Origin of the sequence: Amycolatopsis sp. GA6-003 (genome assembly GCF_046267895.1) — a bacterium.
GTDB lineage: Bacteria > Actinomycetota > Actinomycetes > Mycobacteriales > Pseudonocardiaceae > Amycolatopsis.
The window spans coordinates 4,356,635-4,378,839 of record NZ_CP176499.1; the positions used below are offsets into that span (position 1 = coordinate 4,356,635).

Here is a 22,205-nt window from a genome sequence, read left to right on the forward strand (position 1 = left end):
CACAGATTCCGGTGAGCGCTCCGGCGCCTGCTGTCGCGCACCTACACTCAGCGGTATGACAGCTACCACCAGCCCGGCAGCGGCGCCGGAAACCCCGTCGCCGCTGACGGACGTCACTCGCGACGAAGCGAGCCTGCGGCGGTTCCTGCACGGGCTGCCCGGCGTCGACCAGGTCGGCGTCGAGCAGCGCGCGGCCGGACTCGCGACCCGGAGCATCAAAAAGGAAGCCAAGCGGTGGGCGATCGACACCGCGGTGTCGATGGTCGACCTGACCACGCTCGAGGGAGCCGACACGCGCGGCAAGGTCCGCGGCCTCGCCGCCAAGGCGATGCGGCCGGACCCTGAGCGGCAGGACTGCCCGCGCGTCGCGGCCGTGTGCGTGTACCCGGACCTGGTGGAGACGGCCGTCGAAGCGCTCGCGGGCAGCGGGGTGCGGGTGGCGAGCGTCGCCACCGGGTTCCCGGCCGGCCGCACGAGCCGCGAGGTGAAGCTGGCCGACACCCGGCTGGCCGTCGAGGCCGGCGCGGACGAGGTCGACATGGTGATCGACCGCGGCGCCTTCCTCGAAGGCCGCTACCTGGAGGTGTTCGAGGAGATCCGCGCCGTGAAGCAGGCCTGCGGCTCGGCGCACCTGAAGGTGATCCTCGAAACGGGCGAACTGGCGACGTACGACAACGTGCGCCGCGCGTCCTGGCTCGCGCTGCTGGCGGGCGGCGACTTCATCAAGACGTCCACCGGCAAGGTGTCGCCCGCCGCGACGCTGCCGGTCACGCACGTGATGCTGCAGGCGGTGCGCGACTGGCACGAGCGCACCGGCGAACTGCGCGGGGTCAAGCCCGCAGGCGGGATCCGGACGACGAAGGACGCGATCAAGTACCTCGTCGCCGTGCACGAGGTCGCGGGCGAGCAGTGGCTCACGCCGGAGCTGTTCCGGTTCGGCGCGTCGAGCCTGCTCAACGACCTGCTGCTGCAGCGGCGCACCCAGGTGGACGGCCACTACAGCGGCCCCGACTACGTGACGGTGGACTGACATGGGCATCTTCGAATACGCGCCCGCCCCGGAATCGCGCGCACTGGCCAATCTGAAAGAGCACTACAAGCCGTTCGTCAACGGCGAGTTCGTCGACGGTTCGGGCGAGCCGCTCAAGACGGTCAACCCGGCCACCGAGGAGATCCTCGCCGAGGTCGGCACCGCGTCGGAGTCCGATGTGGACACGGCAGTGAAGGCCGCGCGCAAGGCGTACGCGTCGGTCTGGTCGAAAATGCCGGGCACGGAACGGGCGAAATACCTGTTCCGCATCGCGCGGCTGATCCAGGAACGCTCGCGCGAGCTGGCGGTGCTGGAGACGCTGGACAACGGGAAGCCGATCAAGGAGTCGCGCGATTCCGACGTGCCCACCGCGGCCGCGCATTTCTTCTACCACGCGGGGTGGGCGGACAAGCTCGGTTACGCGGGCTACGGCCCGGACCCGAAGCCGCTCGGCGTCGCGGGCCAGGTGATCCCGTGGAACTTCCCGCTGCTGATGCTGGCGTGGAAGATCGCGCCGGCGCTGGCCACCGGCAACACCGTGGTGCTGAAGCCGGCCGAGACCACGCCGCTCAGCGCGCTGGTCTTCGCCGAGATCTGCCAGCAGGCGGAGCTGCCGCCGGGCGTGGTGAACATCCTGCCCGGCGCCGGCGACATCGGAGCGTCCATTGTGGAGCATCCGGACGTCGACAAGATCGCGTTCACCGGCTCCACCGAGGTCGGCAAGCTGATCCAGCGCACCGTCGCGGGCACCCGCAAGAAGCTGACCCTGGAACTCGGCGGCAAGGCGGCGAACGTGGTGTTCGACGACGCCCCGCTGGACCAGGCGGTCGAGGGGATCGTCAACGGGATCTTCTTCAACCAGGGCCACGTCTGCTGCGCGGGCTCGCGGCTGCTGGTGCAGGAATCGGTGGCCGAGGAGGTGCTGGAGAAGCTCCGCTACCGGGTGTCCACGCTGCGGCTCGGCGACCCGCTGGACAAGAACACCGACATCGGCGCGATCAACTCGGCCGAGCAGCTGGCGAAGATCCGCGGCCTGGTCGAATCCGGCGACGCGGAAGGCGCGCAACGCTGGACCAGCCCGTGCCCGGTGCCGGACCGCGGATTCTTCTTCGCGCCGACGGTGTTCTCCGAAGTCCACCAGTCGATGCGGATCGCCCGCGAGGAGATCTTCGGCCCGGTGCTGTCGGTCCTCACCTTCCGTACGCCGGAAGAGGCCGTGGCGAAGGCGAACAACACGCCGTACGGGCTGTCCGCGGGCATCTGGACCGAGAAGGGCTCGCGCATCCTGTGGATGGCGAACCAGCTCCGGGCCGGAGTGGTCTGGGCCAATACGTTCAATCGTTTCGACCCCGCCGCACCCTTCGGCGGCTACCAGGAGTCCGGTTTCGGCCGCGAAGGCGGACGCACCGGTTTGGAGGCCTACCTCAATGTCTGACCGGATTTCGGTAGCCAAGACCTACAAGCTGTACATCGGCGGCAAATTTCCGCGCTCGGAATCAGGCCGGGTCTATCCGGTCACCGATTCCCAGGGCGCTTTCCTGGCCAACGCGGCCCACGCGTCGCGCAAAGACCTGCGCGACGCGGTGTCCGCCGCCCGCAAGGCGTTCCCCGGTTGGGCGTCGGCAACTGCATACAACCGAGGCCAGGTGCTCTACCGCGTCGCCGAGGTGATGGAGGGCCGTCGCGCCCAGTTCGCCGCCGAGGTGGCCGCCTGCGAAGGCGTCGCCGCGAAAAAGGCCGAGTCCCTGGTGGACGCCGCCATCGACCGCTGGGTCTGGTACGCGGGCTGGACCGACAAGATCGCGTCGGTCCTCGGCGCCGCCAACCCGGTCGCCGGGCCGTACTTCTCCTTCACCACGCCCGAACCGACGGGGGTCGTCGGAGTCCTTGCCCCGCAAGCGTCCTCGTTGCTCGGCCTGGTGACCGTCCTGGCCCCCGTGCTGGCCACCGGCTCCACGGCGGTCCTGGTCTCCAGCGCGGACCGTCCCCTGCCCGCCATCACGCTGTCCGAGGTACTGGCCACCTCCGACGTCCCCGGCGGGGTCGCCAACATCCTCACCGGCCGCGCCGCGGAACTGGGCCCGTGGCTGGCCTCCCACGGCGACGTCAACGCACTGGACCCGACGGGAGCGACCCCCGAGGACCGCGTCACCCTGGCCCAGGAAGCCGCCGGAACGGTGAAACGGGTCCTGTCCGTCCCGGACGCCGAACCGGACTGGACGGCCGAGCCAGACCTCACCCGCCTCCGGCGCTACCTGGAAGCGAAGACGGTCTGGCACCCCATGGGCGTCTGACAGACGAGTTCACCCAGACCTCCGTTCCGGTTACCCCCGGAACGGAGGTTTTTGTCTGCGATCTTTCGAAAAATTGCGCGGCGGGCAGGCTTGGTATTTAGGTTGGGCGGCCGACCAAGAAGGAGTAGAGTGAACCGCCCCGCACCCAGGAAGCCGCGTCGCCGCTTTTCAGGACAGAGATTTCCGCAGCTGCATTACCTCCGAACAGTAGCATTCGCCCAATTGCGCGAATCGCTCGCCGATTTCCTGCAAATTCTCTCCGCCCGCACGACTAAGCGTGCGCCGTCGGCTACGGTGAATAGCGCCGTGAGGCACCGAACCGACAGTCGCGCGAAATGTCCGCCGGGTTTTGGGGAGGGCGAGGACATGGACCAGCCTGCCGCTGCCGCAGGTAAGAACTGGTTGCCGGATTTCACCTTCACCATCACCGACTCTGGAACACCCCCGCCCGGCCCAGGTTTCACGATGAGCCGCGACGACGCCCGGAGCATGCTCAACCTGGCCAGACAAGCCCGGGAACAGTTCGGCGACATGCGCAATACAGCCGCGTACTTGACCAAACTGACGCCGCCCGCGGACGAGCCGGCAAGCACTGGCTACAACCGGCGGTTAACCGGCGACGGGTCCGAGGACGGCGCGTTCGGCGCGGGCCTGGCGGCTGTCACCCGGATGTACGACTACGCGAACCAACTCGTCCGGAAACTGGAGCAAGCACTCAGCCTCACCGAAAGCGCCGACGAAACCGCGACCGCTGATGTGAAAGCCGCCGGATCCGAAGCCTCGGCGAAGGGCTTCGCGGGATGAACCGTCACTCGTCAGCGCCATTTTTCGTCGCTATCGGAGCAATTGCCCTCACTGCGGGTTGCTCCGGCGGACCCGCACCGTCCGTGCCGACGACCCCGTCGCCGGCCGCCGCCTCGCTGCCCTATGCGGGAGCGCCGAAAGTCGACCGGCCGTTGCCGCCCTCGGTCCTGTCCGGAAACCCCTGCCACGACGCGCTCACGCCGGAGCAGATCAAAGAAATCCTCGGAACCACCGCCACCCCGCCTAAACCGGAAAACATCTCGGCGACCGGGCCGTCCTGCCGATGGGGGAACCTGGAGTCCGGCGCGGGGTTGAATGTTTTCTACGACGTTCGCACGCGCCAGGGCCTGAGTTCGGTCTATCAGAACACCAAGCCGAAGACGACGACGTGGCGGCCGCTGCCGCCGATCCATGAACTGCCCGCCGTCGCCTGGTCGATCTACACCGGCATCGGCCTCGATGATTCCTGCGATGTCAGCGTAGGAATCGCGGACGACTACACCGTCGACGCCGCGCTGAACCTCGGCCGCGGCAAAGCAGGAAAAGCCGACCCGTGCGAACTGACGGCCAAGGTCGCCGACATGGTCATCGGCAATCTCCGGCAGCGGGCGGGTTCGTGATGGGCTTCTTCTCGATCCTCGAGGACGTCGGCCACTGGGTCGGCGAGCGCATCGACGATCTCGGCAAGTTCTATTCCGCGGTACTCCAGGCCGATACCGGCGCCGAGGCCCTCTCCGCGCCCGAACTGGCTCACAAAGTGCTCGCCGGACCAGGCACGTCCGACTGGCACCGGGGCGCCGGCCGCGCCGCCGATCTCGGCGAGCAGCACCACGAGGCCAGCGACCTGGTCGCCCGGATGAGCACCGGACTCGAATCCGCTTGGACCGGCCGGGCCGCGGACGCCGCGCAGACCCGGATTCGGGCACTGGCGGAAATCGCCTCCGTGTCCGCGGCGATCTACACTACCAACGGCGCCAATTTGTCCGACGTCGCGCACGGGTTCGACGCCATGAAAACCTCCCTCCAGCCGATGCCGGACCAGCCGCCGCACCTGAGCTTTATCGACCGGAGCACTCCGTGGGACACCGACGCGGAGAAGGAGATCAACCACTACAACGCGGTGGCCCAGCAGAACGTCGACCGCTATCAGGCTTACGTCCAGCACGCCCGCACCGGCAGCCAGCAGCTGCAATCCGACTACGGGCGGCTTGACGATTTCGGCGGGCGGAGCGACACCGTCAGCTCGCGGCTGAAGTCGCGGCAAGGACCTGACGAGGCGCCGGTTTTCCCGAAACCCCGAAACTCGGGGCATCCGCCGGAAGGTCCTCCGCCGACCGCCGCGCCGCCGGTCAGCGGGCCGCCGGTCAGCGGGCCGCCCGCAACGCAGCACGGGCCCGGCGGAACGCAAGGGCCCAGCGGAAAACCCAGCCCGGACATCGCACCGCAGCCAAGAACTGACGAGCGGACAACAGTTTCCGGATGGGCACCGGATCCGGCGGCGGCCACCGTCGCGCCCCGCCCCGGCGAATCCGGCAACAGCACCTCGTCGCCTGGGCTGGTCGGCATTCCCCCGCAAAACAAACCCGGAACCGCGGGCGCCACCGGTGGAATCGCGAAAGGGGAAAGCAACCGCGCAGGCGAACCCCGCAGCAGACCAGGCGGTCCACCCCCAAGACCAGGCAAGGGAACCGGCCTAGGAGAAGAAGGCCGCGCAGCAAACCCCTCCGCACGCGGCACCGCCGGCGCCCCCGGTTCCCGAGGCTCCCCCGGCATCGGCGGAATAACCCCCGCCCAGGGCAAAGGCAAAGACGAAGACCGCGAAGACCACCACCGCAAATACGGCCTCGAAACCGACTCCGCCTTCACCTTCGACGACGATGACGGCGGCGAGCGCACCGTCGACCCGCGGACCGGGTTGCCGCCGACTCCTCCGACCATCGGCGGCTGAGGGGCGCCGCGATGCCGATCCTCGAGAGACCGGTCCGGATGCCCCGGCTGGCGTTTCTCGCCGTGTGGGGGCACGAGAAACTTGGCGATCCGCCCGTCGTGGTCGAGCACGCGCCGATGTTCATGACCGACGAGTTCGCCGACAAGCTCCGGGTCCAGTCGTACGGGCTGCTGGCCCGGTTCGGGCTCGCGGCGAGCGGTGCGCCCAGTCCGCGGTTGCGCGACACTCTCGAACTTCTCGCCGAGGCGCGGCGCGAGGTGTATTCCTGGAGCGATTTCCGCGCCCGTCGCGGGGACAACGGCGCGATTCTCGTCGCGGCGGCCGGGCGGGAGGCCGTGCGGCTCGTGACGGACAACCGGTCCGTGCAGCTCGAACCCGTCTCTCCGCGCGACATCAGCGGCAGCCTCGTCGATCTGCTTCCCTGCTGCGCTCCGGCGAAACTCCGGCCGCTCAAGGTGCCCAAGGACTACTACGACAGCGCCGCCGCCGATCCGCTCGCCGAATCGTCGGCCAGCGCGGACGAACTGCGGCATCTGATGCGGGCCCGGCGCGACGCGGTGCACCTGATGCACGTCGCGGTTCGCGGGCCGGACGGCAGCCGGACGCACAGCACCCCGCTGTCCGCGATCGACCTCACCGGTCGCGGGCGCGTGCTGAGTTTCGTCAGCCCGGACGACACCGGCGGGCTGCGGATCAACGTCTACTCCGGCACCCGCGCCCACCTCGTCGACGCGCTGACGCTCACGCTCGCCGAGCTCTCCTGAGCGAAGCGCACGGCCCAACATTTCGCGCCACAGCTCTATCCTTTCGCGAAATTCTCTGCCAACATGAGCCATTGGGGAAATTTCGACGCCCCGTGTCCGGCAGAGGCGCAGCAGCACGTCAGGAGGACTCCACATGACCCTGCATCCCGCTCAACCCGAAGAAGCACTAGCCCTCGAGTTCCTCGGCACCACCAGCGCGGGCGGCAACTGCCCCAACGCTTATCGCACCAACCGCGGCACGTACGTCGTCCAGGGCTACCGGGTCACCGACGCCCACGCACTGCGCCAACTGCGCGAACGCGGCCTACCGGACACGGAAACGGCCGTCGAAATCCCGGCCGGCCTGCTCAAGTTCTTCCCACAGGAAGCCTGAGCACCACGACCGGCGCAGGCGAGGCAAGGGCATCCCGGCGATTCAGACGCACTAGACGCCCCGGATTTCTCGAAACTCGACCCCAGGTGTGGGAAGATGCCATCGGGTTCGAGGAATTCCGCATGCGTTAGCGAGGGCGAGTGCCTACCAGTTTCGAGAAACGCCGGGCAGAGCTTGGCGATCGCCTGCGCCGGCTCCGGGTCGACGCGGGCTACGAGACGGGAAAGGATTTCGCCAGGGCCATCGGCTGGAACGCGCCCAAGGTCAGCAAGATCGAGAACGGCAGGCAGACCGTCGGCGACGACGACCTCGAAGCCTGGGTCGCCGCGGTCGGCGGACCGCCGGAACTGGCCGCGCAACTGCGGGAACAACTGGTCGAGGTCCGCGACGCGCACGCCAGCTGGAAAGAAAAAGTCCGCGACGGACACCGGGCCAGACAAGAGGAATCCATAGCAAGAGAGGCCAGAGCGCTACGAATTCGGGCGGTAGACCTCCGAATTGTCTCCGGATTACTGCAAACCCCGGAGTACGCGCGGCATACGCTGCTGGCCCACGCCCGGATCCACGGCGGCGCGCAGGACATCACCGAAGCGGTCCGGGCGCGGATGCAGCGCCAGCAGATCCTCTACGAACCCGGCCGGACCATCGAACTGCTCACCTCCGAGGCCGCGCTGCGGTATCCGAACGCGCCGCGCGAGGTGATGATCGGGCAGGTGCACAAGCTGCTCGCGCTGCTCGGCACCCCCAACATCCGCTTCGGCATCATCCCGGCGGACGTCGTCGTGCCCTATCCGGTCACCGCCGACTTCTGGGTCGTCGACGACGTCGCGATGGTCGAAACCCCCGAAGGCGAGCACATCGCGAGCGACGTCGACCCGTACCACGAGGTCGCGGATCTACTGTGGACAGTCGCGGCCGAGGGAGACGCCGCCCGGGAAGTGCTGCAGCGGGTTCTCGAAGCACTCACCCAGGCGGACTGACTCCCGGAAACCCTTACACCGCAGGCGCTTCGCCCGCCGTCAGGGTGCCGACGTCCAGGTTGTGGCTGTCGACGCCGGCGTCCACCGCGCCGAAGGTCCAGTCCACCGTCACGTTCGGGTCGATCGGGTCCCCGTGCGGGTTGGAGTCGGCCGGGGCGGTCATGGTCACCGCGTTCGGCGTCTCTTGCTCGTCGTCGGACCCGATCGCGGTCCAGTGCAGCGGCACGTACGCCGACGAACCGTTCGCGATCAGCACTGGCGGCGCGTCAACCGGCGCTTCGTTGTTGACGAGGACGTTGTGCGCACCGACCAGGTTGACGTCGGCCCGGCCAGGCAGGAGGCACCGCTCGCCTTCGTTGGCGGTGAACTGCAGCGCCGCGTTGCGCTGGCCCGCACCGGCCCCGCCGTAGACGAGCTTGGTGCTGAACTGGTTCGCCGTGCACTGCAAGGCCGACGAGTCCGCGGTCGTGGCGCTGGCGGTCCCGGCGAAGAGAGCGGCCGCTCCCCCGGCGACGGCGACCGCGACGGCGATTCGGCGGATGTTCTTCATGATTCGTCCCCTCCCGTGTTTTCCGGTGGCTCCGCACCGGCTTTCACGAGATAAGACGTCCCCGCCCGCGACGCGATGGCCCGTTGTGAGATCACCCCCGCGGGAGCAACCCAGACGGCCCGTCACGTCTGAAGAAACGCCTCAGAGCAAATCTTCTTTGCCGATCGGCCGCCCCGGCAACGGCGTAGCCGGACCAGCCCGCAGGCCGTCGATCATGATCGCGATGTTGCGGGCCGTCGCCATCTCCGGCGATTTCAGCCGATGCGCGGGCAGCTGACGGATGAGGCGGGCGAACAGCACCGCGACGTCACCCGCGCCCACGTCCTTGCGCAGCGTCCCCTCGGCCTGCGCCCGGCCGACCAGCCCTTCGACCTCGAGCAGCACCGCTTCACGCAGGTGCGCCACCTCGGGGTCGTCCTTGAGAATTTCGTGCGCGCGCTGCGACAACATGGCCAGCTGCATGGACAACTGCAGTTCCGCACCGTGGTAGAGCAGCTGCACCAACGCTTCCCACGCCGTCGGCGCTTCCCTCGACAGCCGCCTGGCGTGGTCCAGCACGCCCGCGAAGTTGTCCACCGCGACCGCGCGGATGAGCGCGTCGCGGTCCGGGAAACGCCGGTAGAGGGTGCCTACTCCGACGCCGGCCGCGCGCGCGATCTCCTCCATCGGGACCTCGGGACCGTGGCTGGCGAAGATGCCGCGAGCCGCGGCGATGATCTGGTCGCGGTTGCGTTGCGCGTCCGCTCGCAGCGGCGTCTCGGGGTCTGCACTCATGCCCGGCCTTCCGTCTTTCCGGTTGGCGCGCATTCTCGCATGCCGGGTCAGCTGCGCAAACGTGCCGGCGGCCGGCCAAGAGACAGTGATTGTCACCCCGATGCTAGTGGACGGCGATCCTCCACTTCGGTACCTTGGGCAGTGAACCGGAATGTAATCCTCCACATTCATTCCGTAACGGGGCAAACCCACCACAGGGGGTTCAGATGACCGAAGTCGCCCAGCCCGTCCGCACCCAGCCGGAGAAGGCCGCGTTCCCGATGAAGCGGACCTGCCCGTTCGCGCCGCCGCCGGGCTACGACCGGTTCCGCGACGCTCGCGCGCACTACGTCGAGCTCGAGCACAGCGGCCAGCGCGCCTGGGTGCTGCACCGGCACGAGGATCTGCGGGCGATGCTGAACGACCCGCGATTCAGCTCGGACCGTTTCAACCCCGGCTTCCCGATCCTCTTCAAGGACGGGATGCAGCGCCGCCCGCGGCTGCGTCCGTCGCTGATCGGGATGGACGCGCCGGAACACGGCCCGGCGCGGCGCGGCGTCGTCGGCGAGTTCACCGTCAAGCGGATGAAGGCGCTGCAGCCGCGCATCCAGGAGATCGTGGACCAGCACATCGACGCGATGCTGGCCGGGGACAAGCCCGCCGACCTGGTGTCCGCGCTCTCGCTTCCGGTGCCGTCGCTGGTGATCTGCGAACAGCTCGGCGTGCCGTACTCCGATCACGACTTCTTCCAGAAGCACAGCTCGCGGCTCCTCAACCGAGAGGTCTCCGCCGACGAGCGCGGCGCCTCGGTCGAAGCGATGCAGAAGTATCTGTCCGACCTGGTGTCCGCGAAGGAAACCGCACCGGCGGACGATCTGCTCAGCCGCCAGATCGAGAAGAAGCGCGAGGAGGGCGCCTACGACCACGACGACCTCGTGTCGCTGGCGTTCCTGCTGCTCATCGCCGGGCACGAGACCACCGCGAACATGATTTCGCTCGGCACGGTCGCCCTGCTGGAGAACCCCGAGTCGCTCGCCGCGATCAAGGAGGATCCGGGCAAAACCCTCGACGCCGTCGAGGAACTGCTGCGTTACTTCACCATCGCGGAATTCGCCACCACCCGCGTCGCGCTCGAGGACGTCGACATCGCCGGCGTCACCATCAAGGCAGGCGAAGGCGTCCTCGGCCTGAGCTACGCGGCCAACTTCGACCCCGAGGTCTTCCCGGAGCCCGAGCAGTTCGACATCTCCCGCGGCGGCAGGCACCACGTCGCGTTCGGCTTCGGCGCGCACCAGTGCCTCGGTCAGAACCTCGCGCGGATGGAACTGCAGATCGTGTTCGACACCCTGTTCCGCCGCGTCCCGACGCTGCGTCTCGCCGCGCCGGTCGAGGAGTTGCCGTTCAAACACGACTCCGGCGTCTTCGGGCTGTACTGCCTCCCGGTGACCTGGTGAAGGGGAAACGATGACTGCCACTGAAGAACTCCGCATGCCGGTCGCCCGCACCTGCCCGTTCTCGCAGCCGGAGCAGTACGTCCGGATGCGCGAGACGAGTGCGCTCACCCGCGTGCGGATCCCCGGCGGCAAAGAGGCCTGGGTGGCCTCGCGGCACGAGGAAGCCCGGCAGATCCTCGGCGACCGCCGGTTCTCCTCGGACCGGTTCCTGCCCAATTTCCCGTTCCTGGCCGAGGGCGGGGCCGCGATCCTCACCAACACCAAGCAAAAAGCCATGATCTCGATGGACGCGCCCGAGCACGGCGAGGCCCGCCGCGAGGTGCTCGGCGAGTTCACCGTCAAGCGGGTCGAGGCGATGCGGCCGCGGATCCAGGAGATCGTCGACGGCCTGATCGACGAATTGCTCGCCGGGCCGAAACCGGCGGACCTGGTGGAAAAGCTGTCGCTGCCGGTGCCGTCGCTGGTCATCTGCGAACTGCTCGGCGTCCCGTACGCCGACCACGACTACTTCCAGCAGCGCACGATGGCGCTCATCCGCCGCAGCACCACGGTCGAGGACCGCAAGAAGGCGTCCGAGGAATTGCGCGGGTACCTCGGCGATCTCGTCGCGGCGAAGGAGAAGGACCCGACCGACGACCTGCTCGGCAGGCAGATCATCAAGCGCCGCGAACAAGGCAATTACGACCACGACGCGATGATCGGGCTGGCCTTCCTGCTGCTGGTCGCCGGGCACGAGACCACCGCGAACATGATCTCGCTCGGCACCATCGGGCTGCTGGAGAACCCCGGGCAGCGCGCGACGATCGAGGCCGATCCGGGCAAGACGCTCCTCGCGGTCGAGGAACTGTTGCGCTATTTCACGATCGTCGAGGGTGCGACCGCGCGGGTGGCGACCGAGGACGTGGAGATCGGCGGCGTCACGATCAAGGCCGGCGAGGGCGTGCTCGTGCTGGGCTACGCCGCGAACTGGGACCCGGACGTGTTCGAAAGCCCGGAGAAGCTCGACCTGGAACGCGGCGCGCGCCACCACGTCGCGTTCGGGTTCGGGCCGCACCAGTGCCTCGGCCAGAACCTCGCGCGGATGGAGCTGCAGATCGTGTTCGACACGCTGTTCCGCCGTATCCCGACGCTGAAGAGCGTGCTGCCGGTCGACCAGATCCCGGTGAAGGAAGACGCCACGATCTTCGGCCTGTACCAGCTGCCGGTGACCTGGTAGAGATCAGAGTGCTCCCACCACAAGCCAGGAAGAGGCCATCATGAAGATCATCGCGGACACCGGCAAGTGCGTCGGCGCGGGCCAGTGCGTGCTCACCGAGCCCGCGCTGTTCGACCAGAGCGAGGACGACGGCACGGTCATCGTCCTCAACGACACTCCGGACGGCGAGCTGGTCGAGAAGGCGCGCGAGGCCGTGAACATCTGCCCGAGCCAAGCGCTTTCGCTGGAGGAGTGACCGGACCGGTCCCCGGTTTCCGGCCGGGGACCGGTCTTTCACCCCGGAATACGGACGGCGGTCACCGCGGCGGTCGAGTAATTCGTCGTCAGTCGGCCGCCGCGGGCGTCGATCGCGGCGCCGACCTCGGCCAGCACCTGGTCGCGCTGTTCCGGCGTCGCCACGGTGACGCCGCCCTGCGTGGCGAGCAGGTCCAGCCACTCGTCGCGGCGGTAGTCCTGCGTCCAGTCGTACCGCCAGTTCTCCGCCTTGCCGAACGCGCCGGTCCCGGCCAAGCCGTCCGCGGCTTTGTCGAGCATCGGCTGGTAGGCGTCGGCGCTGGGGCTTTTCAGGTAGTTGCCGCTGAACGGCGAGTCCGGCATCGCCCGGCGCAATGCGTCCGCCAGCGCCCGCGAAATTTCTTCCGGCGGCATGAACACGTGCCAGAACGCGACGAACCGGCCGCCCGGACGCAGCACCCGCGCGGCCTTGGCAGCGCCCGCGGCCGGGTCGACCCAGTGCCAGGCCTGCCCGGACACGAGCGCGTCGAAAGTCCGCCCGGCCGGGTCCCAATCCTCGAATTTCGCTACCTCGACCGGGAAATCGCGCCGGGCGAACTCCGCCATCCGCGCGTCCGGCTCCACGCCGAGCACGACGGCGCCGCGGGCGTGGAACTGCCGGCCCTCGATGCCGGTGCCGCAGCCGACGTTGAGAATCTCCTTCCCCGGGCTGGCCTCGAGCACGGCGGTCACCAGTTCGTCCGGGTAACGCGGGCGCGCCCGGTCGTAGCGCTCGGGATCAACGCCGAACGACTCGGCCATGGTCCGGTGCTGATGCGGTTCGGGACGAGGTAAAGTGGGCATGTGCCCACCATAGTGGGCAAGCGCCCACTATGGCCAGGAAGGATGGTAAAGTTGCCCACCGGGATCCACCTCCGCGACGTCCGCGCCCAGCTTTTCGACGCCGCGGAACGGGTTTTGCTGCGCGAAGGCCCGAGCGGCCTCACCAGCCGCGCCGTCACCACCGAGGCGGATTGCGCGAAGGGCGTGCTGCACCGGCATTTCGAGGATTTCGACGCGTTTCTCGCCGCACTGGTGCTCGACCGGATCCAGCGCCTCGAAGCCCGGGCGGGCGAGCTGCACGCCGGGACCGGCGACGTGGTCGAGACGGTGGCCGAACTGCTCACCGAGGTCTTCTCGTCGGTCGCGGTGTCGATCGTCGCCCTGATCACCTTCCGCGACGAACTGCGGCACCGGCTCCGGGCCGCACGGCCGAGTCCGGGGATTCCGCTGGCGACGGACGCGGCGAACGTACTCGCGGATTACCTTGCCGCGGAACGAACTCTCGGCAGGCTGGCCCCGGACGCCGACGTGCGGACGCTGGCTCCGACGCTCATCGGGGCAGGCCACCTGCTTTTCGCGGACCGCACCGGGGAGCCGCCGAGCGAGGAAGCCGTCCGCCAGATGGCGGCCACCGTACTCGCGGGAGTTCTCCGCTGACTCACCCGATGCCGGTCGCCACCCCGGCCACCGACAGGGCCAAGGCACCCAGCGCGCCGACCGCTCCGTAACGCGTCAACGTGCGCCGGTCGGCGCGGTGCCGGACGTATTGCCCGACAGCCGCGGCAAACGCGAGACCCCCAGCGAGGAACCACGGTCCCCAGAGGTAGAGATACCAGTTGACCAGCTCAGTTGATTCAACGACCAAGGCTGCTGTCTTGACCAGCACGCCCTGCACGACGAACAGCCCGCCGTGCCAGGTCAGCAGGATCGCGGCACCGCCGCCGCAGAACACCGCCACTCGGCTGAGCCAGCGGCCGCGCGGCTGCGTCAGACTGACGCCGACCACCGCACCGAACACCTTCAGCAGCCCGGTAAGCACCAGGACGGCCACGAACCACGGCACCCGGTCCTGCGCGAGTTTCACCAGCGACGGCGACACCGTGGACTGCGCTCCGAAGGTGCTGCCGGTCGCCCAGACGAAGCTGGGGATCGCGAACACCACGCCCCAGACTGCGGCGGCACAACCCGGCCACTTGCTCAACTTGGCTTGCTTCGACGACATGCGTTAAGCGTCGCCTGGACCGCGGGGGAAAGGATCGGGCGAGAGAGGGAAGCGTCTCCCCCGCGGGAGTTAGGGGGTCGTGAGTGTTCCTCCCGGTTAGAACCGGGAGGAACACTCACGACGCACTCAGCCCAGCCGCAGCGTCGTCTTCGGATCGAACGCGTGCGTCTCGCCTTCGCCGCGCAATGCCACCCGGACGTTGTCGCCTATCCGCGGCGGCGTCCGTCCGTCGACCCGGACCACGAACCGGTCGTCGCCGACCTTGCCGTGCAGGTACGCGTCCGCGCCGAGTTCCTCGACGAGTTCCACCACGAGTTCGAAACCTTCGTCCGCCTCGCCGACCAGACGCAGCGACTCCGGGCGGATGCCGAAGACGATCTCGGACAGCCCCGCCGCCTCGGTCCGTACTTCGGTGGGCAGTGGCACCACCAGGTCGCCGAGCCGCACACCGCCGTCGGACAACGGCAGCGTCGCCAAGTTCATCGCCGGCGACCCGATAAACCCGGCGACGAACGAGTTCGCCGGCTTCTCGTACAGCGACCGCGGCGACGCGCATTGCTGCAGCACGCCGTCCTTCAGCACAGCTACCCGGTCGCCCATCGTCATGGCCTCGACCTGGTCGTGGGTGACGTAGATGGTCGTCGTGCCGAGCCGTTGCTGCAGTTTCGCGATGTTGGCCCGGGTTTCCACGCGCAATTTCGCGTCCAGATTGGACAGTGGCTCGTCCATCAGGAACACGCTCGGCTCACGCACGATCGCCCGGCCCATCGCGACCCGCTGCCGCTGCCCGCCGGACAGCGCCTTCGGCTTGCGGTCGAGGAACCGGGTCAGGTCCAGCATCGCCGCGGCCTCGTCGACCCGCTTCTTGATGTCAGCCGCCGAGAAACCGCGCAGTTTCAACGCGAAACCCATGTTGTCGGCGACCGTCATGTGCGGGTACAGCGCGTAGGACTGGAACACCATCGCGATGTCACGGTCCTTCGGCGGCAGGTCCGTCACGTCGCGGTCGCCGATCCGGATGGCGCCCTCGTTGACGTCCTCCAGTCCGGCGAGCATCCGCAGCGCGGTGGACTTGCCCGAGCCGGACGGGCCGACCAGCACGAGAAATTCGCCGTCCGGGACTTCGAGGCTCAGCTGGTCGACCGCGCGGACGCCCGGGTTTCCGGGGTAGATCCGCGACGCCTGGTCGTAAATCACTTCAGCGGACATCTGCGTTCTCCCTTACTTCACCGCGCCCATGGACAGCCCGCGCACCAGGTGGTTCTGCGCGATCCAGCCCACGATCATCACCGGCAGCGAGGCCAGCAGCGCGGCGGCGGACAGCTGAGCCCAGTACAGGCCCTCGCTGGTGATGAAGCCGACCAGGAACACCGGCACCGTGCCGGCCCTCGCGGCGGTGAGGTTGACCGCGTAGAAGAACTCCGTCCAGGAGAAGATCACGCAGATCAGCGCGGTCGCGGCGATCCCGGGCGCGACCACCGGCATGATGATCTTGCGCAGCAACGTCGGCAGGTTCGCCCCGTCGATCCGCGCCGCCTCGATCATTTCGCCGGGCACTTCCAGGAAGAACGACCGCATCATCCAGATCGCGAGCGGCAGATTCATCGCGGTGTACAGGATGATCAGCGCCCACACCGTGTCCAGCAGATTGGTGTTCTGCGAGATCACGTACAGCGGGATGATCGCGGCCACGATCGGCAGCATCTTGGTCGACAGGAAGAAGCCCAGCGCGTTCTTCGTGCCCTTGACCGGAGCCAGCGACAGCGCGTACGCGGCCGGGATTCCCAGCAGCAGCACGAGCAGCGTCGAAATCACCGTGACGAACGCCGAGTTTCCCAGGTACGGCAGGAAACCACTGTTGAGGACGTTCGAAATCTGGTCCAGCGTCGGGGTGAAGAACAGCTTCGGCGGATCGGTGTAGGCGTCGTTTTCCTGTTTGAACGCGGTGAGAATCATCCACAGCAACGGGAAAACGAAGAGGATCGCGATGATCCACGTCGCGACGGTCAGCGTGCCCGGGCCGTAGCGGCGTTTGGTCCGGCGCGGCGGAGACGGCGTGGTGCCGGTGGCGGCGGGCGAGGCGGTGGCGGTTGCGGTCACTTGACTCCTCCGTCCACGGAGAACGCGCGGAACATCAGCCGCAGCGCGAAGGTCGCGACGATCATCGTCAGGATGACCACCACCACGCCCATCGCGGACGACTGCCCGATGTCGAATCCTTCGAACGCGCGCTGGTAAATGTAGAACGGCAGGTTCGTGCTGGCCGTGCCCGGACCGCCTTGCGTCATCAGGAAAATCGCGTCGAAGCTGTTCACGATGTAAATCGCGCCGAGCAGCGTGGCCAATTGCAGGAACCGCGACAGGTGCGGCAGCGTGATCGAAACGAAGGTGCGCCAGCGGCTCGCGCCGTCCACCGACGCCGCCTCCAGCACCTCCTTCGACTGGCTCTGCAGCCCGGCGAGGATCAACAGCGTCATGAACGGCGTCCACTGCCAGACGATCTGCGCCATCACCGCAGCCAGCGGGAATTGTGAAAGCCAGTCGGTGTCCGTGCCGAACACAAAATGCAGCAGGCCGTACGTCGGGTCGAACACCGTTGTCTTCCACAGCAGCGCACCGGCCGCTGGGAGGATCAGGAACGGCGTGATCAGCAGCGTCCGGACAAAGCCGCGGCCGAGGAACTTGCGGTCCAGGAGCACCGCTAGCCCGAGTCCGAGCAGCAGCGACAGGAACACGCAGACCACGGTGAGTACCACGGTGTTCAGCAGCGCACCGAGGAACGTCGTGTCGGTGAAGACGTCGACGTAGTTGCGGAAGCCGACGAAATGCCGCGAACCCGGGCGCACCAGGTTCCACGACTGGAACGAGTAGAACACGGTGAGCAGGAAGGGGATCTGCGTCACGGCGATCACGAAGATCAACGCGGGCAGCAGCGGCAGCCGTCGTTTCCCGGCAGAACCGGTCACTTTCTTCGCGACGGGCTTCGCGGTCGCCGGCGCGGTTCCGGCGGGGACGGAGAGGGTGCTCATCGCTGCACCTCCTGATACGACTTTCCGACGGATTCCGCGTATTTCTGCGATTGCGCGAGCGCGTCGGCGACGGAGGTCTGACCGGCGATCGCAGCGGACAGCTGCTGGCTCACCCGGGTGCCGAGGTCCTGGAACTCCGGGATCCCGACGAACTGGATGCCCGGGTACGGCACCGGGTTCACCATCGTCTTCTGCTGGTTGGCCGACGCGATGCCGTCCAGCGTGGGCTGGGCGTAGGCCTTCGCGGCTTCCTTGTACTGCGGGATCTCATAGGTCGACTTGCGCGTGCCCGGCGGAACCCGGTTCCAGCCGTAGGTCTCGCCGACCTTCTTCGCGTACTCCTTGTTCGTCATCCACGCCATGAACTTCCAGGCGTCGTCCTTGTTCTTGCCGACCTTCGGGATGCCCAGCGCCCAGGTGTAGAGCCACCCGCTCGCCTGCGTTTTGTCCACCGGCGCGGCGACGTAGCCGTTCTTGCCGCCGACGTGGCTGGTCTTCGGGTCTTCCGTGGTGCCGGTCATCGACGTGGCGTCGTACCACATCGCGGCGTTGCCCTGGGCGTACTTCGTGCCGCATTCGGTGAACCCGGCGCTGGAGGCCCCGACTTCGCCGTGGTTCCGCAGCAGGTCGACGTAGAAGTTCGCTGCCTTCGTGAACTCCGGACTGGTCAGTTTCGCGTTCCAGTCCTTGTCGAACCATTGCGCGCCAAAGGTATTCGCCACCGTGGTGAACGGCGCGAGGCTTTCGCCCCAGCCCGGCTTGCCGCGCAGGCAGATCCCGGCGACGCCAGCCTGTTTGTCGTCGAGTTTCGCGGCGAAATCGGCGATCTGCTGCCATGTCGGATGCGCGGGCATGGTCAGCCCGGCCTTCTCGAACAGGTCCTTGCGATAGACCACAAAGGACGATTCGCCGTAGAAGGGCACCGCGTACATCTGGTTCTCATATGACAGCGACTGCCGGATGCTCGGGATGAAATCGGCCTCGTCGTATCCCGGCGTCGCCTTCATGTGCGGTTCGAGGTTCTCCAGCCAGCCGTTGGCCGCCCATTGCGGAGCCTCGTAATTGCTGATCATCACCACGTCGAACTCGCCGCCCTGGGTGGCGGTGGACGCGGTGATCTTCGCCCTTGCCTCGTTTTCCGGCAGGGACACGAACTTGAGCTTGATCCCGGGGTTGGCCTGCTCGAACTCGCCCTTGAGCGAGATGGCGTCCTTCATCTGCGGATTGGACACGATCGCGACGACCAGTGTCCGCCCGCCGGTGCCGAGCGCCCCGGCTCCCGCGCATCCCGTCACTAACAACGCTGTCGCGGCAAGGAGGCACAGGAGTTTACGCACCGCCACCACCTCCGGGCAGCACCTGGATCTTGAGGCCGGACCCGCTGCGCATCTTCGCCAGCGCCTCGGGGTACTGCTCGAGCGGAAGGGTGTCGGTGATCAGCGCTTCGGTGTCGATATAGCCGTTCGCGACGAGGTCGAGCGCGTTGCCGTAGCTGTTCAGCACGGCCATCGAACCGACGATGGTGATCTCGTCGTTGTAAATGCGGAACGGCGAAAGCGCGACGCGGGCTTCGGCCGGAGCGACGCCGAATACGAGCAAGCGGCCGCCGCGGTGCAGCGCGTTGAACGCCGCTTCGATGGCAGGTGCCGCACCGGTGCAGTCGACGGCGGCGTCGAAGCGTTCATCGTCCAATTCGGACACATCGGCGGCGACCGCGGCCGCGCCGAGGTCAGTCGCGCGAGGCAGGCGGGCGGCGTTGCGGTCGACCATCGTCACGTGCGCGCCGGCGCGGAGCAGGAGCTGCTGCATGATCAGGCCCATCGTGCCCGCGCCGACCACGAGGAAGCGTTCGCCCGCCTCCACGCCGATCCGGCGCACGCCGTGCACCGCGCAGGAAACCGGTTCGACCAGCGCGCCCTGTTCCCAGGTCATCGAATCGGGCATCCGGTAGCAGGTGTCCGCGGGCACCGCGACGTACTCGGCGAACGCGCCGTTGACCGTGTCGCCGGTGGCGTTCCAGTTCGCGCAGAGGTTTCCGTGCCCGGACCGGCACGGCGGGCAGTATCCGCAGTAGATCGACGGGTCGACCGCGACCCGGTCGCCGACCTTCCACTCGGCGGGCACGTCCGCGCCGAGTTCGACGATCTCCCCGGAGAACTCGTGCCCGGGAACGATGGGATACGGGGTCGGCGGGAAATGCCCGTCGGCGATGTGCAGGTCCGTGCCGCAGATCCCGCAGGCACCCACCTTCACGACGACCTGGCGCTCCCCGGGCTTCGGATCGGGAACCTCGCCGACCCGGATCTCCCCGGGCCGGTCCACGATCGCGGCGCGCATGCGTCATCACCTTCCAAGATGCTCATTTGAGCGATATTGACTTATGTCGTAGGTAACATGCGTAGGCATTAGAGGCCGCAGCCTGCGGATCCGTCAACCATCAAAGCTCATTTTTGCGCTATCCTGCTCATGTGAGCAGGAAAAAGGGGCCGCTGCCGCTGACCGAGACGCTGCTGCTGGCGACCATGGCCAGGCGGTTCTACGTGCAGGGCGCCTCGAAACTGGAGATCGCCGACGAGTTCGGCATGAGCCGGTTCAAGGTCGCGCGGATGCTGGACACGGCGCTGGAGTCCGGTTTGGTCCGGATCGAGTTCGACCTGCCCGCGCCGATCGACGTCGAACTGTCCGACGAGATCCGCCGGGCCTACCGGCTGGACCGCGTGCTCGTGCTCGAACGAGCATCCGAAAAGGAGCCGAGGGAGGTCGTCCGCAAGCAGGTCGGCGCGCTGGCCGCCCGGCTGCTGGAGGAGATCGCGACCCCGGACGACGTCATCGGGCTGTCCTGGGCACGGTCGGTCAACGCGATGACCGAGGCGATCCGGACCTTGCCGCGCTGCCCGATCGTGCAGCTGTGCGGGGTGCAGGCGGGGATGGACATGCGCGGCCGTTCGGTGGAAACGGTCAGCCGCGTGACCTCGGTGTCCGGCGGCGATTCGTACCCGATCTTCGGCCCGCTCGTCCTGCCCGACCGGAGGACCACCGAGATCCTGCGGCACCAGCCGGGCATCGCGGAAACGTTCGCGCAGTTCGGAAAACTCACGAAGGCCGTGGTCAGCATCGGTTCGTGGGAGGCCGGGGAATCCACCGTGTACGACGCGCTGGACGAGGCCGAACGAGCCGCCATCGCCGCCCGAGGCGCCACCGCCGAGGTCGCCGCGCGGCTGTTCGACGCAGACGGCAACTCACTCGGCACCGGGCTGGCGCACCACGTGCTGGCGATCAGCCACGAGGAACTGATGGCGGTCCCCGAGGTGATCGCGATCGGTTACAGCCGCCCGAAAGCCGAAGCCGTGGACGCGGTGCTGCGGTCTGGTCTGGTGTCGACGCTGGTCACCGACGCCGCGGCGGCCGTACCGCTGCTGGAGCTGGCGCGGGCCAGGCCGTTGCCCTCGTGAGTGCTGGCGCCGGTTAGAACCGGCATCGCCACTCACGACACCCGGCTCTGCGCCTCCACCACCCGATCCCCGTACTCCTCCGCCCAGCGCCCGAACCCCTCGATCGGCCCCAGAAAGCTCACCCCCAGCTCGGTCAGCCGATACGCCCCGTCCGCGCGCTCGACGAGCCCGTCGCGTTCCAGCTTGCGCAGCGCCTCGGTGAGCACCTTCGCGCTGATCCCGCCGATGCGCGTGCGCAGTTCGCCGTGCCGCAGCGGGCCGTTTTTCAACGTCCACAGCACGACCGGATGCCAGGTGTTCGCCACCAGGTCGAAGGCGAGCCGGGTGCGGCAGTCGGCGACGAATTCCATGGTTACCTTTCGGTTCCTGCCGGGGTCCATAACGTCGCTTCCGTACAACCGCGCGACGACAGGAGACCTTCCCATGCGCATCGCACTTTTCGGCACCGGCGGCATGGCGTCCGCGCTCGGCGGCCAATGGACCCGGCACGAGCTGACCGTGTCCGGCCGCTCCCCCGCCGGCGCGGCCGCCTTGGCCGCCGAACTCGGCGCCGAGCTCCTGGACTGGGCCGACGCCGCCGCCCGAGCGGACGCCATCCTGCTGGCCGTCCCCACCACCGCCCTCGAAGCCCTGCTCACCCCGCTCGACCTCACCGGCAAAGTCCTCGTCGACTGCACCAACACCCCCGGCGCGACCGGCGAACCGGTGGCCGCCCGGATCGCCGGATACGCCCCCGGCGCCTTGGTGGTGAAGGCGTTCAACCTCGCCCACGTGGACGTCTGGCGAATGACCCCGCCGCTGTTCGAAGGCCGCCCGCTCGGCGTCCCGCTGTGCGGTCCCCCGGAGGCCGTCGCGGTGGCAACGGAGCTGGTCCAGGACCTGGGCTGCACTCCCCTGCCCGCCGGCGGCCTCGACCGCGCCGCCCTGCTGGAAGCCGCCGCCGGGCTGGCGATCGGCCTGTGGTTCGACGGATTGGACGCGCGTTCCATGCTGATGAGCGCCTGAACCGCCCTGTCCTGAGGGGCGATCGTTGTCGGCGGGCTGGCCGCGGCTCTCGGATTGTCGCGAGTCGGCTGGCAAGTCACGGTTTTCGAGCGCCTGCCCGGCGAACTGGACGACGCCGGTTCCGGGATTTCGCTGTTGCCCTCGCCGGTGGTGCGACCGCCGTCGAGGGCACCGCCGTGGTCGCGTCGTCGCCGCCGAACCGATCGAACTGTCCTCTTCGGACTTCAACCTCATCGGGGACCGCGGAGTGGCGTTCGGCCAATCGCGATGCGAAA

25 protein-coding genes are annotated in these 22,205 nt (G+C 68.1%); 15 read left to right on the plus strand and 10 right to left on the minus strand.

The window, feature by feature from the left end:
* Positions 1 to 55: 55 nt before the first annotated feature.
* The 9 genes from deoC to F9C12_RS19285 all read left to right on the plus strand — a co-directional run bounded on the left by deoC (position 56) and on the right by F9C12_RS19285 (position 8,193).
* Entirely contained in the window at positions 56 to 1,030 is a 975-nt protein-coding gene (gene deoC / locus F9C12_RS19245; protein WP_409466797.1) for a deoxyribose-phosphate aldolase, read from the plus strand.
* Between the two features lies 1 nt (position 1,031).
* Positions 1,032 to 2,465, plus strand: a complete 1,434-nt coding sequence (locus F9C12_RS19250) for an aldehyde dehydrogenase family protein (protein ID WP_409466798.1) — start codon at positions 1,032 to 1,034, stop codon at positions 2,463 to 2,465.
* Positions 2,458 to 3,324, plus strand: coding sequence for an aldehyde dehydrogenase family protein (locus tag F9C12_RS19255; protein ID WP_409466799.1), 867 nt, complete (start codon positions 2,458 to 2,460; stop codon positions 3,322 to 3,324). Before F9C12_RS19250 ends, F9C12_RS19255 begins: the two co-directional genes overlap by 8 nt.
* Before the next feature lie 222 nt (positions 3,325 to 3,546).
* Positions 3,547 to 4,128, plus strand: coding sequence for a hypothetical protein (locus F9C12_RS19260; protein ID WP_409466800.1), 582 nt, complete (start codon positions 3,547 to 3,549; stop codon positions 4,126 to 4,128).
* Positions 4,125 to 4,748 carry a DUF3558 domain-containing protein gene (locus F9C12_RS19265; protein ID WP_409183339.1) on the plus strand — a complete coding sequence of 208 codons (624 nt, stop codon included), beginning with the start codon at positions 4,125 to 4,127 and terminating at the stop codon, positions 4,746 to 4,748. Before F9C12_RS19260 ends, F9C12_RS19265 begins: the two co-directional genes overlap by 4 nt.
* Entirely contained in the window at positions 4,748 to 6,076 is a 1,329-nt protein-coding gene (locus F9C12_RS19270) for a hypothetical protein (protein WP_409466801.1), read from the plus strand. Before F9C12_RS19265 ends, F9C12_RS19270 begins: the two co-directional genes overlap by 1 nt.
* 11 nt (positions 6,077 to 6,087) lie before the next feature.
* Positions 6,088 to 6,840, plus strand: a complete 753-nt coding sequence (locus F9C12_RS19275) for an ESX secretion-associated protein EspG (RefSeq protein WP_409183341.1) — start codon at positions 6,088 to 6,090, stop codon at positions 6,838 to 6,840.
* Between the two features lie 133 nt (positions 6,841 to 6,973).
* A complete protein-coding gene (locus F9C12_RS19280) occupies positions 6,974 to 7,213 on the plus strand; it encodes a hypothetical protein (protein ID WP_409183342.1) in 240 nt (79 codons plus the stop codon).
* 140 nt (positions 7,214 to 7,353) lie between these two features.
* Positions 7,354 to 8,193, plus strand: a complete 840-nt coding sequence (locus tag F9C12_RS19285; RefSeq protein WP_409183343.1) for a helix-turn-helix domain-containing protein — start codon at positions 7,354 to 7,356, stop codon at positions 8,191 to 8,193.
* 13 nt (positions 8,194 to 8,206) lie between these two features.
* On the opposite strand, the gene F9C12_RS19290 is transcribed toward F9C12_RS19285, so the two are convergent.
* Positions 8,207 to 8,743 (minus strand): DUF4232 domain-containing protein, encoded by a 537-nt coding sequence (locus F9C12_RS19290; protein ID WP_409466802.1) that lies wholly within the window; start codon positions 8,741 to 8,743, stop codon positions 8,207 to 8,209.
* Between the two features lie 141 nt (positions 8,744 to 8,884).
* Entirely contained in the window at positions 8,885 to 9,517 is a 633-nt protein-coding gene (locus tag F9C12_RS19295; protein WP_409183345.1) for a TetR/AcrR family transcriptional regulator, read from the minus strand.
* 206 nt (positions 9,518 to 9,723) lie between these two features.
* Here F9C12_RS19295 and F9C12_RS19300 point away from each other — a divergent pair, with 206 nt between their 5' ends.
* Genes F9C12_RS19300 through F9C12_RS19310 form a run of 3 tightly spaced genes read left to right on the plus strand, consistent with a single transcriptional unit; the run spans position 9,724 to position 12,401 of the window.
* Complete coding sequence (locus F9C12_RS19300; protein WP_409466803.1) at positions 9,724 to 10,950, plus strand: cytochrome P450; 1,227 nt, start codon at positions 9,724 to 9,726, stop codon at positions 10,948 to 10,950.
* A gap of 10 nt (positions 10,951 to 10,960) precedes the next feature.
* Complete coding sequence (locus F9C12_RS19305; RefSeq protein WP_409466804.1) at positions 10,961 to 12,166, plus strand: cytochrome P450; 1,206 nt, start codon at positions 10,961 to 10,963, stop codon at positions 12,164 to 12,166.
* A gap of 40 nt (positions 12,167 to 12,206) precedes the next feature.
* Entirely contained in the window at positions 12,207 to 12,401 is a 195-nt protein-coding gene (locus F9C12_RS19310) for a ferredoxin (RefSeq protein ID WP_037356317.1), read from the plus strand.
* A 38-nt stretch (positions 12,402 to 12,439) separates the two neighbouring features.
* On the opposite strand, the gene F9C12_RS19315 is transcribed toward F9C12_RS19310, so the two are convergent.
* Positions 12,440 to 13,243, minus strand: coding sequence for a class I SAM-dependent methyltransferase (locus tag F9C12_RS19315; RefSeq protein WP_409183348.1), 804 nt, complete (start codon positions 13,241 to 13,243; stop codon positions 12,440 to 12,442).
* A 51-nt stretch (positions 13,244 to 13,294) separates the two neighbouring features.
* Here F9C12_RS19315 and F9C12_RS19320 point away from each other — a divergent pair, with 51 nt between their 5' ends.
* Positions 13,295 to 13,879 carry a TetR family transcriptional regulator gene (locus F9C12_RS19320; RefSeq protein WP_409466805.1) on the plus strand — a complete coding sequence of 195 codons (585 nt, stop codon included), beginning with the start codon at positions 13,295 to 13,297 and terminating at the stop codon, positions 13,877 to 13,879.
* A gap of 1 nt (position 13,880) precedes the next feature.
* Here F9C12_RS19320 and F9C12_RS19325 read toward each other — a convergent pair whose 3' ends face one another.
* From F9C12_RS19325 to F9C12_RS19350, 6 genes are all read right to left on the minus strand, one after another.
* Positions 13,881 to 14,444: a DUF3995 domain-containing protein gene (locus tag F9C12_RS19325; protein ID WP_409466806.1), complete on the minus strand. Its 564-nt coding sequence runs from the start codon at positions 14,442 to 14,444 to the stop codon at positions 13,881 to 13,883.
* A gap of 126 nt (positions 14,445 to 14,570) precedes the next feature.
* Positions 14,571 to 15,653, minus strand: a complete 1,083-nt coding sequence (locus F9C12_RS19330; RefSeq protein WP_409466807.1) for an ABC transporter ATP-binding protein — start codon at positions 15,651 to 15,653, stop codon at positions 14,571 to 14,573.
* Between the two features lie 12 nt (positions 15,654 to 15,665).
* A complete protein-coding gene (locus F9C12_RS19335) occupies positions 15,666 to 16,454 on the minus strand; it encodes a carbohydrate ABC transporter permease (RefSeq protein ID WP_409186794.1) in 789 nt (262 codons plus the stop codon).
* Between the two features lie 86 nt (positions 16,455 to 16,540).
* The gene (locus tag F9C12_RS19340; protein ID WP_409183350.1) at positions 16,541 to 17,473 is read right to left on the minus strand and encodes a carbohydrate ABC transporter permease; all 933 of its coding nucleotides are present in this window, start codon (positions 17,471 to 17,473) and stop codon (positions 16,541 to 16,543) included.
* Positions 17,470 to 18,810: an ABC transporter substrate-binding protein gene (locus F9C12_RS19345; protein WP_409183351.1), complete on the minus strand. Its 1,341-nt coding sequence runs from the start codon at positions 18,808 to 18,810 to the stop codon at positions 17,470 to 17,472. Before F9C12_RS19345 ends, F9C12_RS19340 begins: the two co-directional genes overlap by 4 nt.
* Positions 18,803 to 19,810 (minus strand): zinc-dependent alcohol dehydrogenase family protein, encoded by a 1,008-nt coding sequence (locus F9C12_RS19350; protein ID WP_409466808.1) that lies wholly within the window; start codon positions 19,808 to 19,810, stop codon positions 18,803 to 18,805. Before F9C12_RS19350 ends, F9C12_RS19345 begins: the two co-directional genes overlap by 8 nt.
* 185 nt (positions 19,811 to 19,995) lie before the next feature.
* Here F9C12_RS19350 and F9C12_RS19355 point away from each other — a divergent pair, with 185 nt between their 5' ends.
* Positions 19,996 to 20,925, plus strand: a complete 930-nt coding sequence (locus F9C12_RS19355) for a sugar-binding transcriptional regulator (protein WP_409186795.1) — start codon at positions 19,996 to 19,998, stop codon at positions 20,923 to 20,925.
* A 32-nt stretch (positions 20,926 to 20,957) separates the two neighbouring features.
* Here F9C12_RS19355 and F9C12_RS19360 read toward each other — a convergent pair whose 3' ends face one another.
* Complete coding sequence (locus F9C12_RS19360) at positions 20,958 to 21,275, minus strand: winged helix-turn-helix transcriptional regulator (RefSeq protein WP_409183353.1); 318 nt, start codon at positions 21,273 to 21,275, stop codon at positions 20,958 to 20,960.
* Positions 21,276 to 21,348: 73 nt separating this feature from the next.
* On the opposite strand from F9C12_RS19360, the gene F9C12_RS19365 reads away from it, so the two are divergent.
* Positions 21,349 to 21,930, plus strand: a complete 582-nt coding sequence (locus F9C12_RS19365) for an NAD(P)-binding domain-containing protein (protein WP_409466809.1) — start codon at positions 21,349 to 21,351, stop codon at positions 21,928 to 21,930.
* Positions 21,931 to 22,205 lie beyond the last annotated feature (275 nt).

What these genes read in the sequence shown, in the direction of transcription:
- deoC (WP_409466797.1), top strand. Translation starts at nt 56, where the DNA reads ATGACAGCTACCACCAGCCCGGCAGCGGCGCCGGAAACCCCGTCGCCG.
- F9C12_RS19250 (WP_409466798.1), top strand. Translation starts at nt 1,032, where the DNA reads ATGGGCATCTTCGAATACGCGCCCGCCCCGGAATCGCGCGCACTGGCC.
- F9C12_RS19255 (WP_409466799.1), top strand. Translation starts at nt 2,458, where the DNA reads ATGTCTGACCGGATTTCGGTAGCCAAGACCTACAAGCTGTACATCGGC.
- F9C12_RS19265 (WP_409183339.1), top strand. Translation starts at nt 4,125, where the DNA reads ATGAACCGTCACTCGTCAGCGCCATTTTTCGTCGCTATCGGAGCAATT.
- F9C12_RS19270 (WP_409466801.1), top strand. Translation starts at nt 4,748, where the DNA reads ATGGGCTTCTTCTCGATCCTCGAGGACGTCGGCCACTGGGTCGGCGAG.
- F9C12_RS19275 (WP_409183341.1), top strand. Translation starts at nt 6,088, where the DNA reads ATGCCGATCCTCGAGAGACCGGTCCGGATGCCCCGGCTGGCGTTTCTC.
- F9C12_RS19280 (WP_409183342.1), top strand. Translation starts at nt 6,974, where the DNA reads ATGACCCTGCATCCCGCTCAACCCGAAGAAGCACTAGCCCTCGAGTTC.
- F9C12_RS19290 (WP_409466802.1), bottom strand. Translation starts at nt 8,743, where the DNA reads ATGAAGAACATCCGCCGAATCGCCGTCGCGGTCGCCGTCGCCGGGGGA.
- F9C12_RS19295 (WP_409183345.1), bottom strand. Translation starts at nt 9,517, where the DNA reads ATGAGTGCAGACCCCGAGACGCCGCTGCGAGCGGACGCGCAACGCAAC.
- F9C12_RS19300 (WP_409466803.1), top strand. Translation starts at nt 9,724, where the DNA reads ATGACCGAAGTCGCCCAGCCCGTCCGCACCCAGCCGGAGAAGGCCGCG.
- F9C12_RS19305 (WP_409466804.1), top strand. Translation starts at nt 10,961, where the DNA reads ATGACTGCCACTGAAGAACTCCGCATGCCGGTCGCCCGCACCTGCCCG.
- F9C12_RS19310 (WP_037356317.1), top strand. Translation starts at nt 12,207, where the DNA reads ATGAAGATCATCGCGGACACCGGCAAGTGCGTCGGCGCGGGCCAGTGC.
- F9C12_RS19315 (WP_409183348.1), bottom strand. Translation starts at nt 13,243, where the DNA reads ATGCCCACTTTACCTCGTCCCGAACCGCATCAGCACCGGACCATGGCC.
- F9C12_RS19325 (WP_409466806.1), bottom strand. Translation starts at nt 14,444, where the DNA reads ATGTCGTCGAAGCAAGCCAAGTTGAGCAAGTGGCCGGGTTGTGCCGCC.
- F9C12_RS19330 (WP_409466807.1), bottom strand. Translation starts at nt 15,653, where the DNA reads ATGTCCGCTGAAGTGATTTACGACCAGGCGTCGCGGATCTACCCCGGA.
- F9C12_RS19340 (WP_409183350.1), bottom strand. Translation starts at nt 17,473, where the DNA reads ATGAGCACCCTCTCCGTCCCCGCCGGAACCGCGCCGGCGACCGCGAAG.
- F9C12_RS19350 (WP_409466808.1), bottom strand. Translation starts at nt 19,810, where the DNA reads ATGCGCGCCGCGATCGTGGACCGGCCCGGGGAGATCCGGGTCGGCGAG.
- F9C12_RS19355 (WP_409186795.1), top strand. Translation starts at nt 19,996, where the DNA reads ATGGCCAGGCGGTTCTACGTGCAGGGCGCCTCGAAACTGGAGATCGCC.
- F9C12_RS19360 (WP_409183353.1), bottom strand. Translation starts at nt 21,275, where the DNA reads ATGGAATTCGTCGCCGACTGCCGCACCCGGCTCGCCTTCGACCTGGTG.
- F9C12_RS19365 (WP_409466809.1), top strand. Translation starts at nt 21,349, where the DNA reads ATGCGCATCGCACTTTTCGGCACCGGCGGCATGGCGTCCGCGCTCGGC.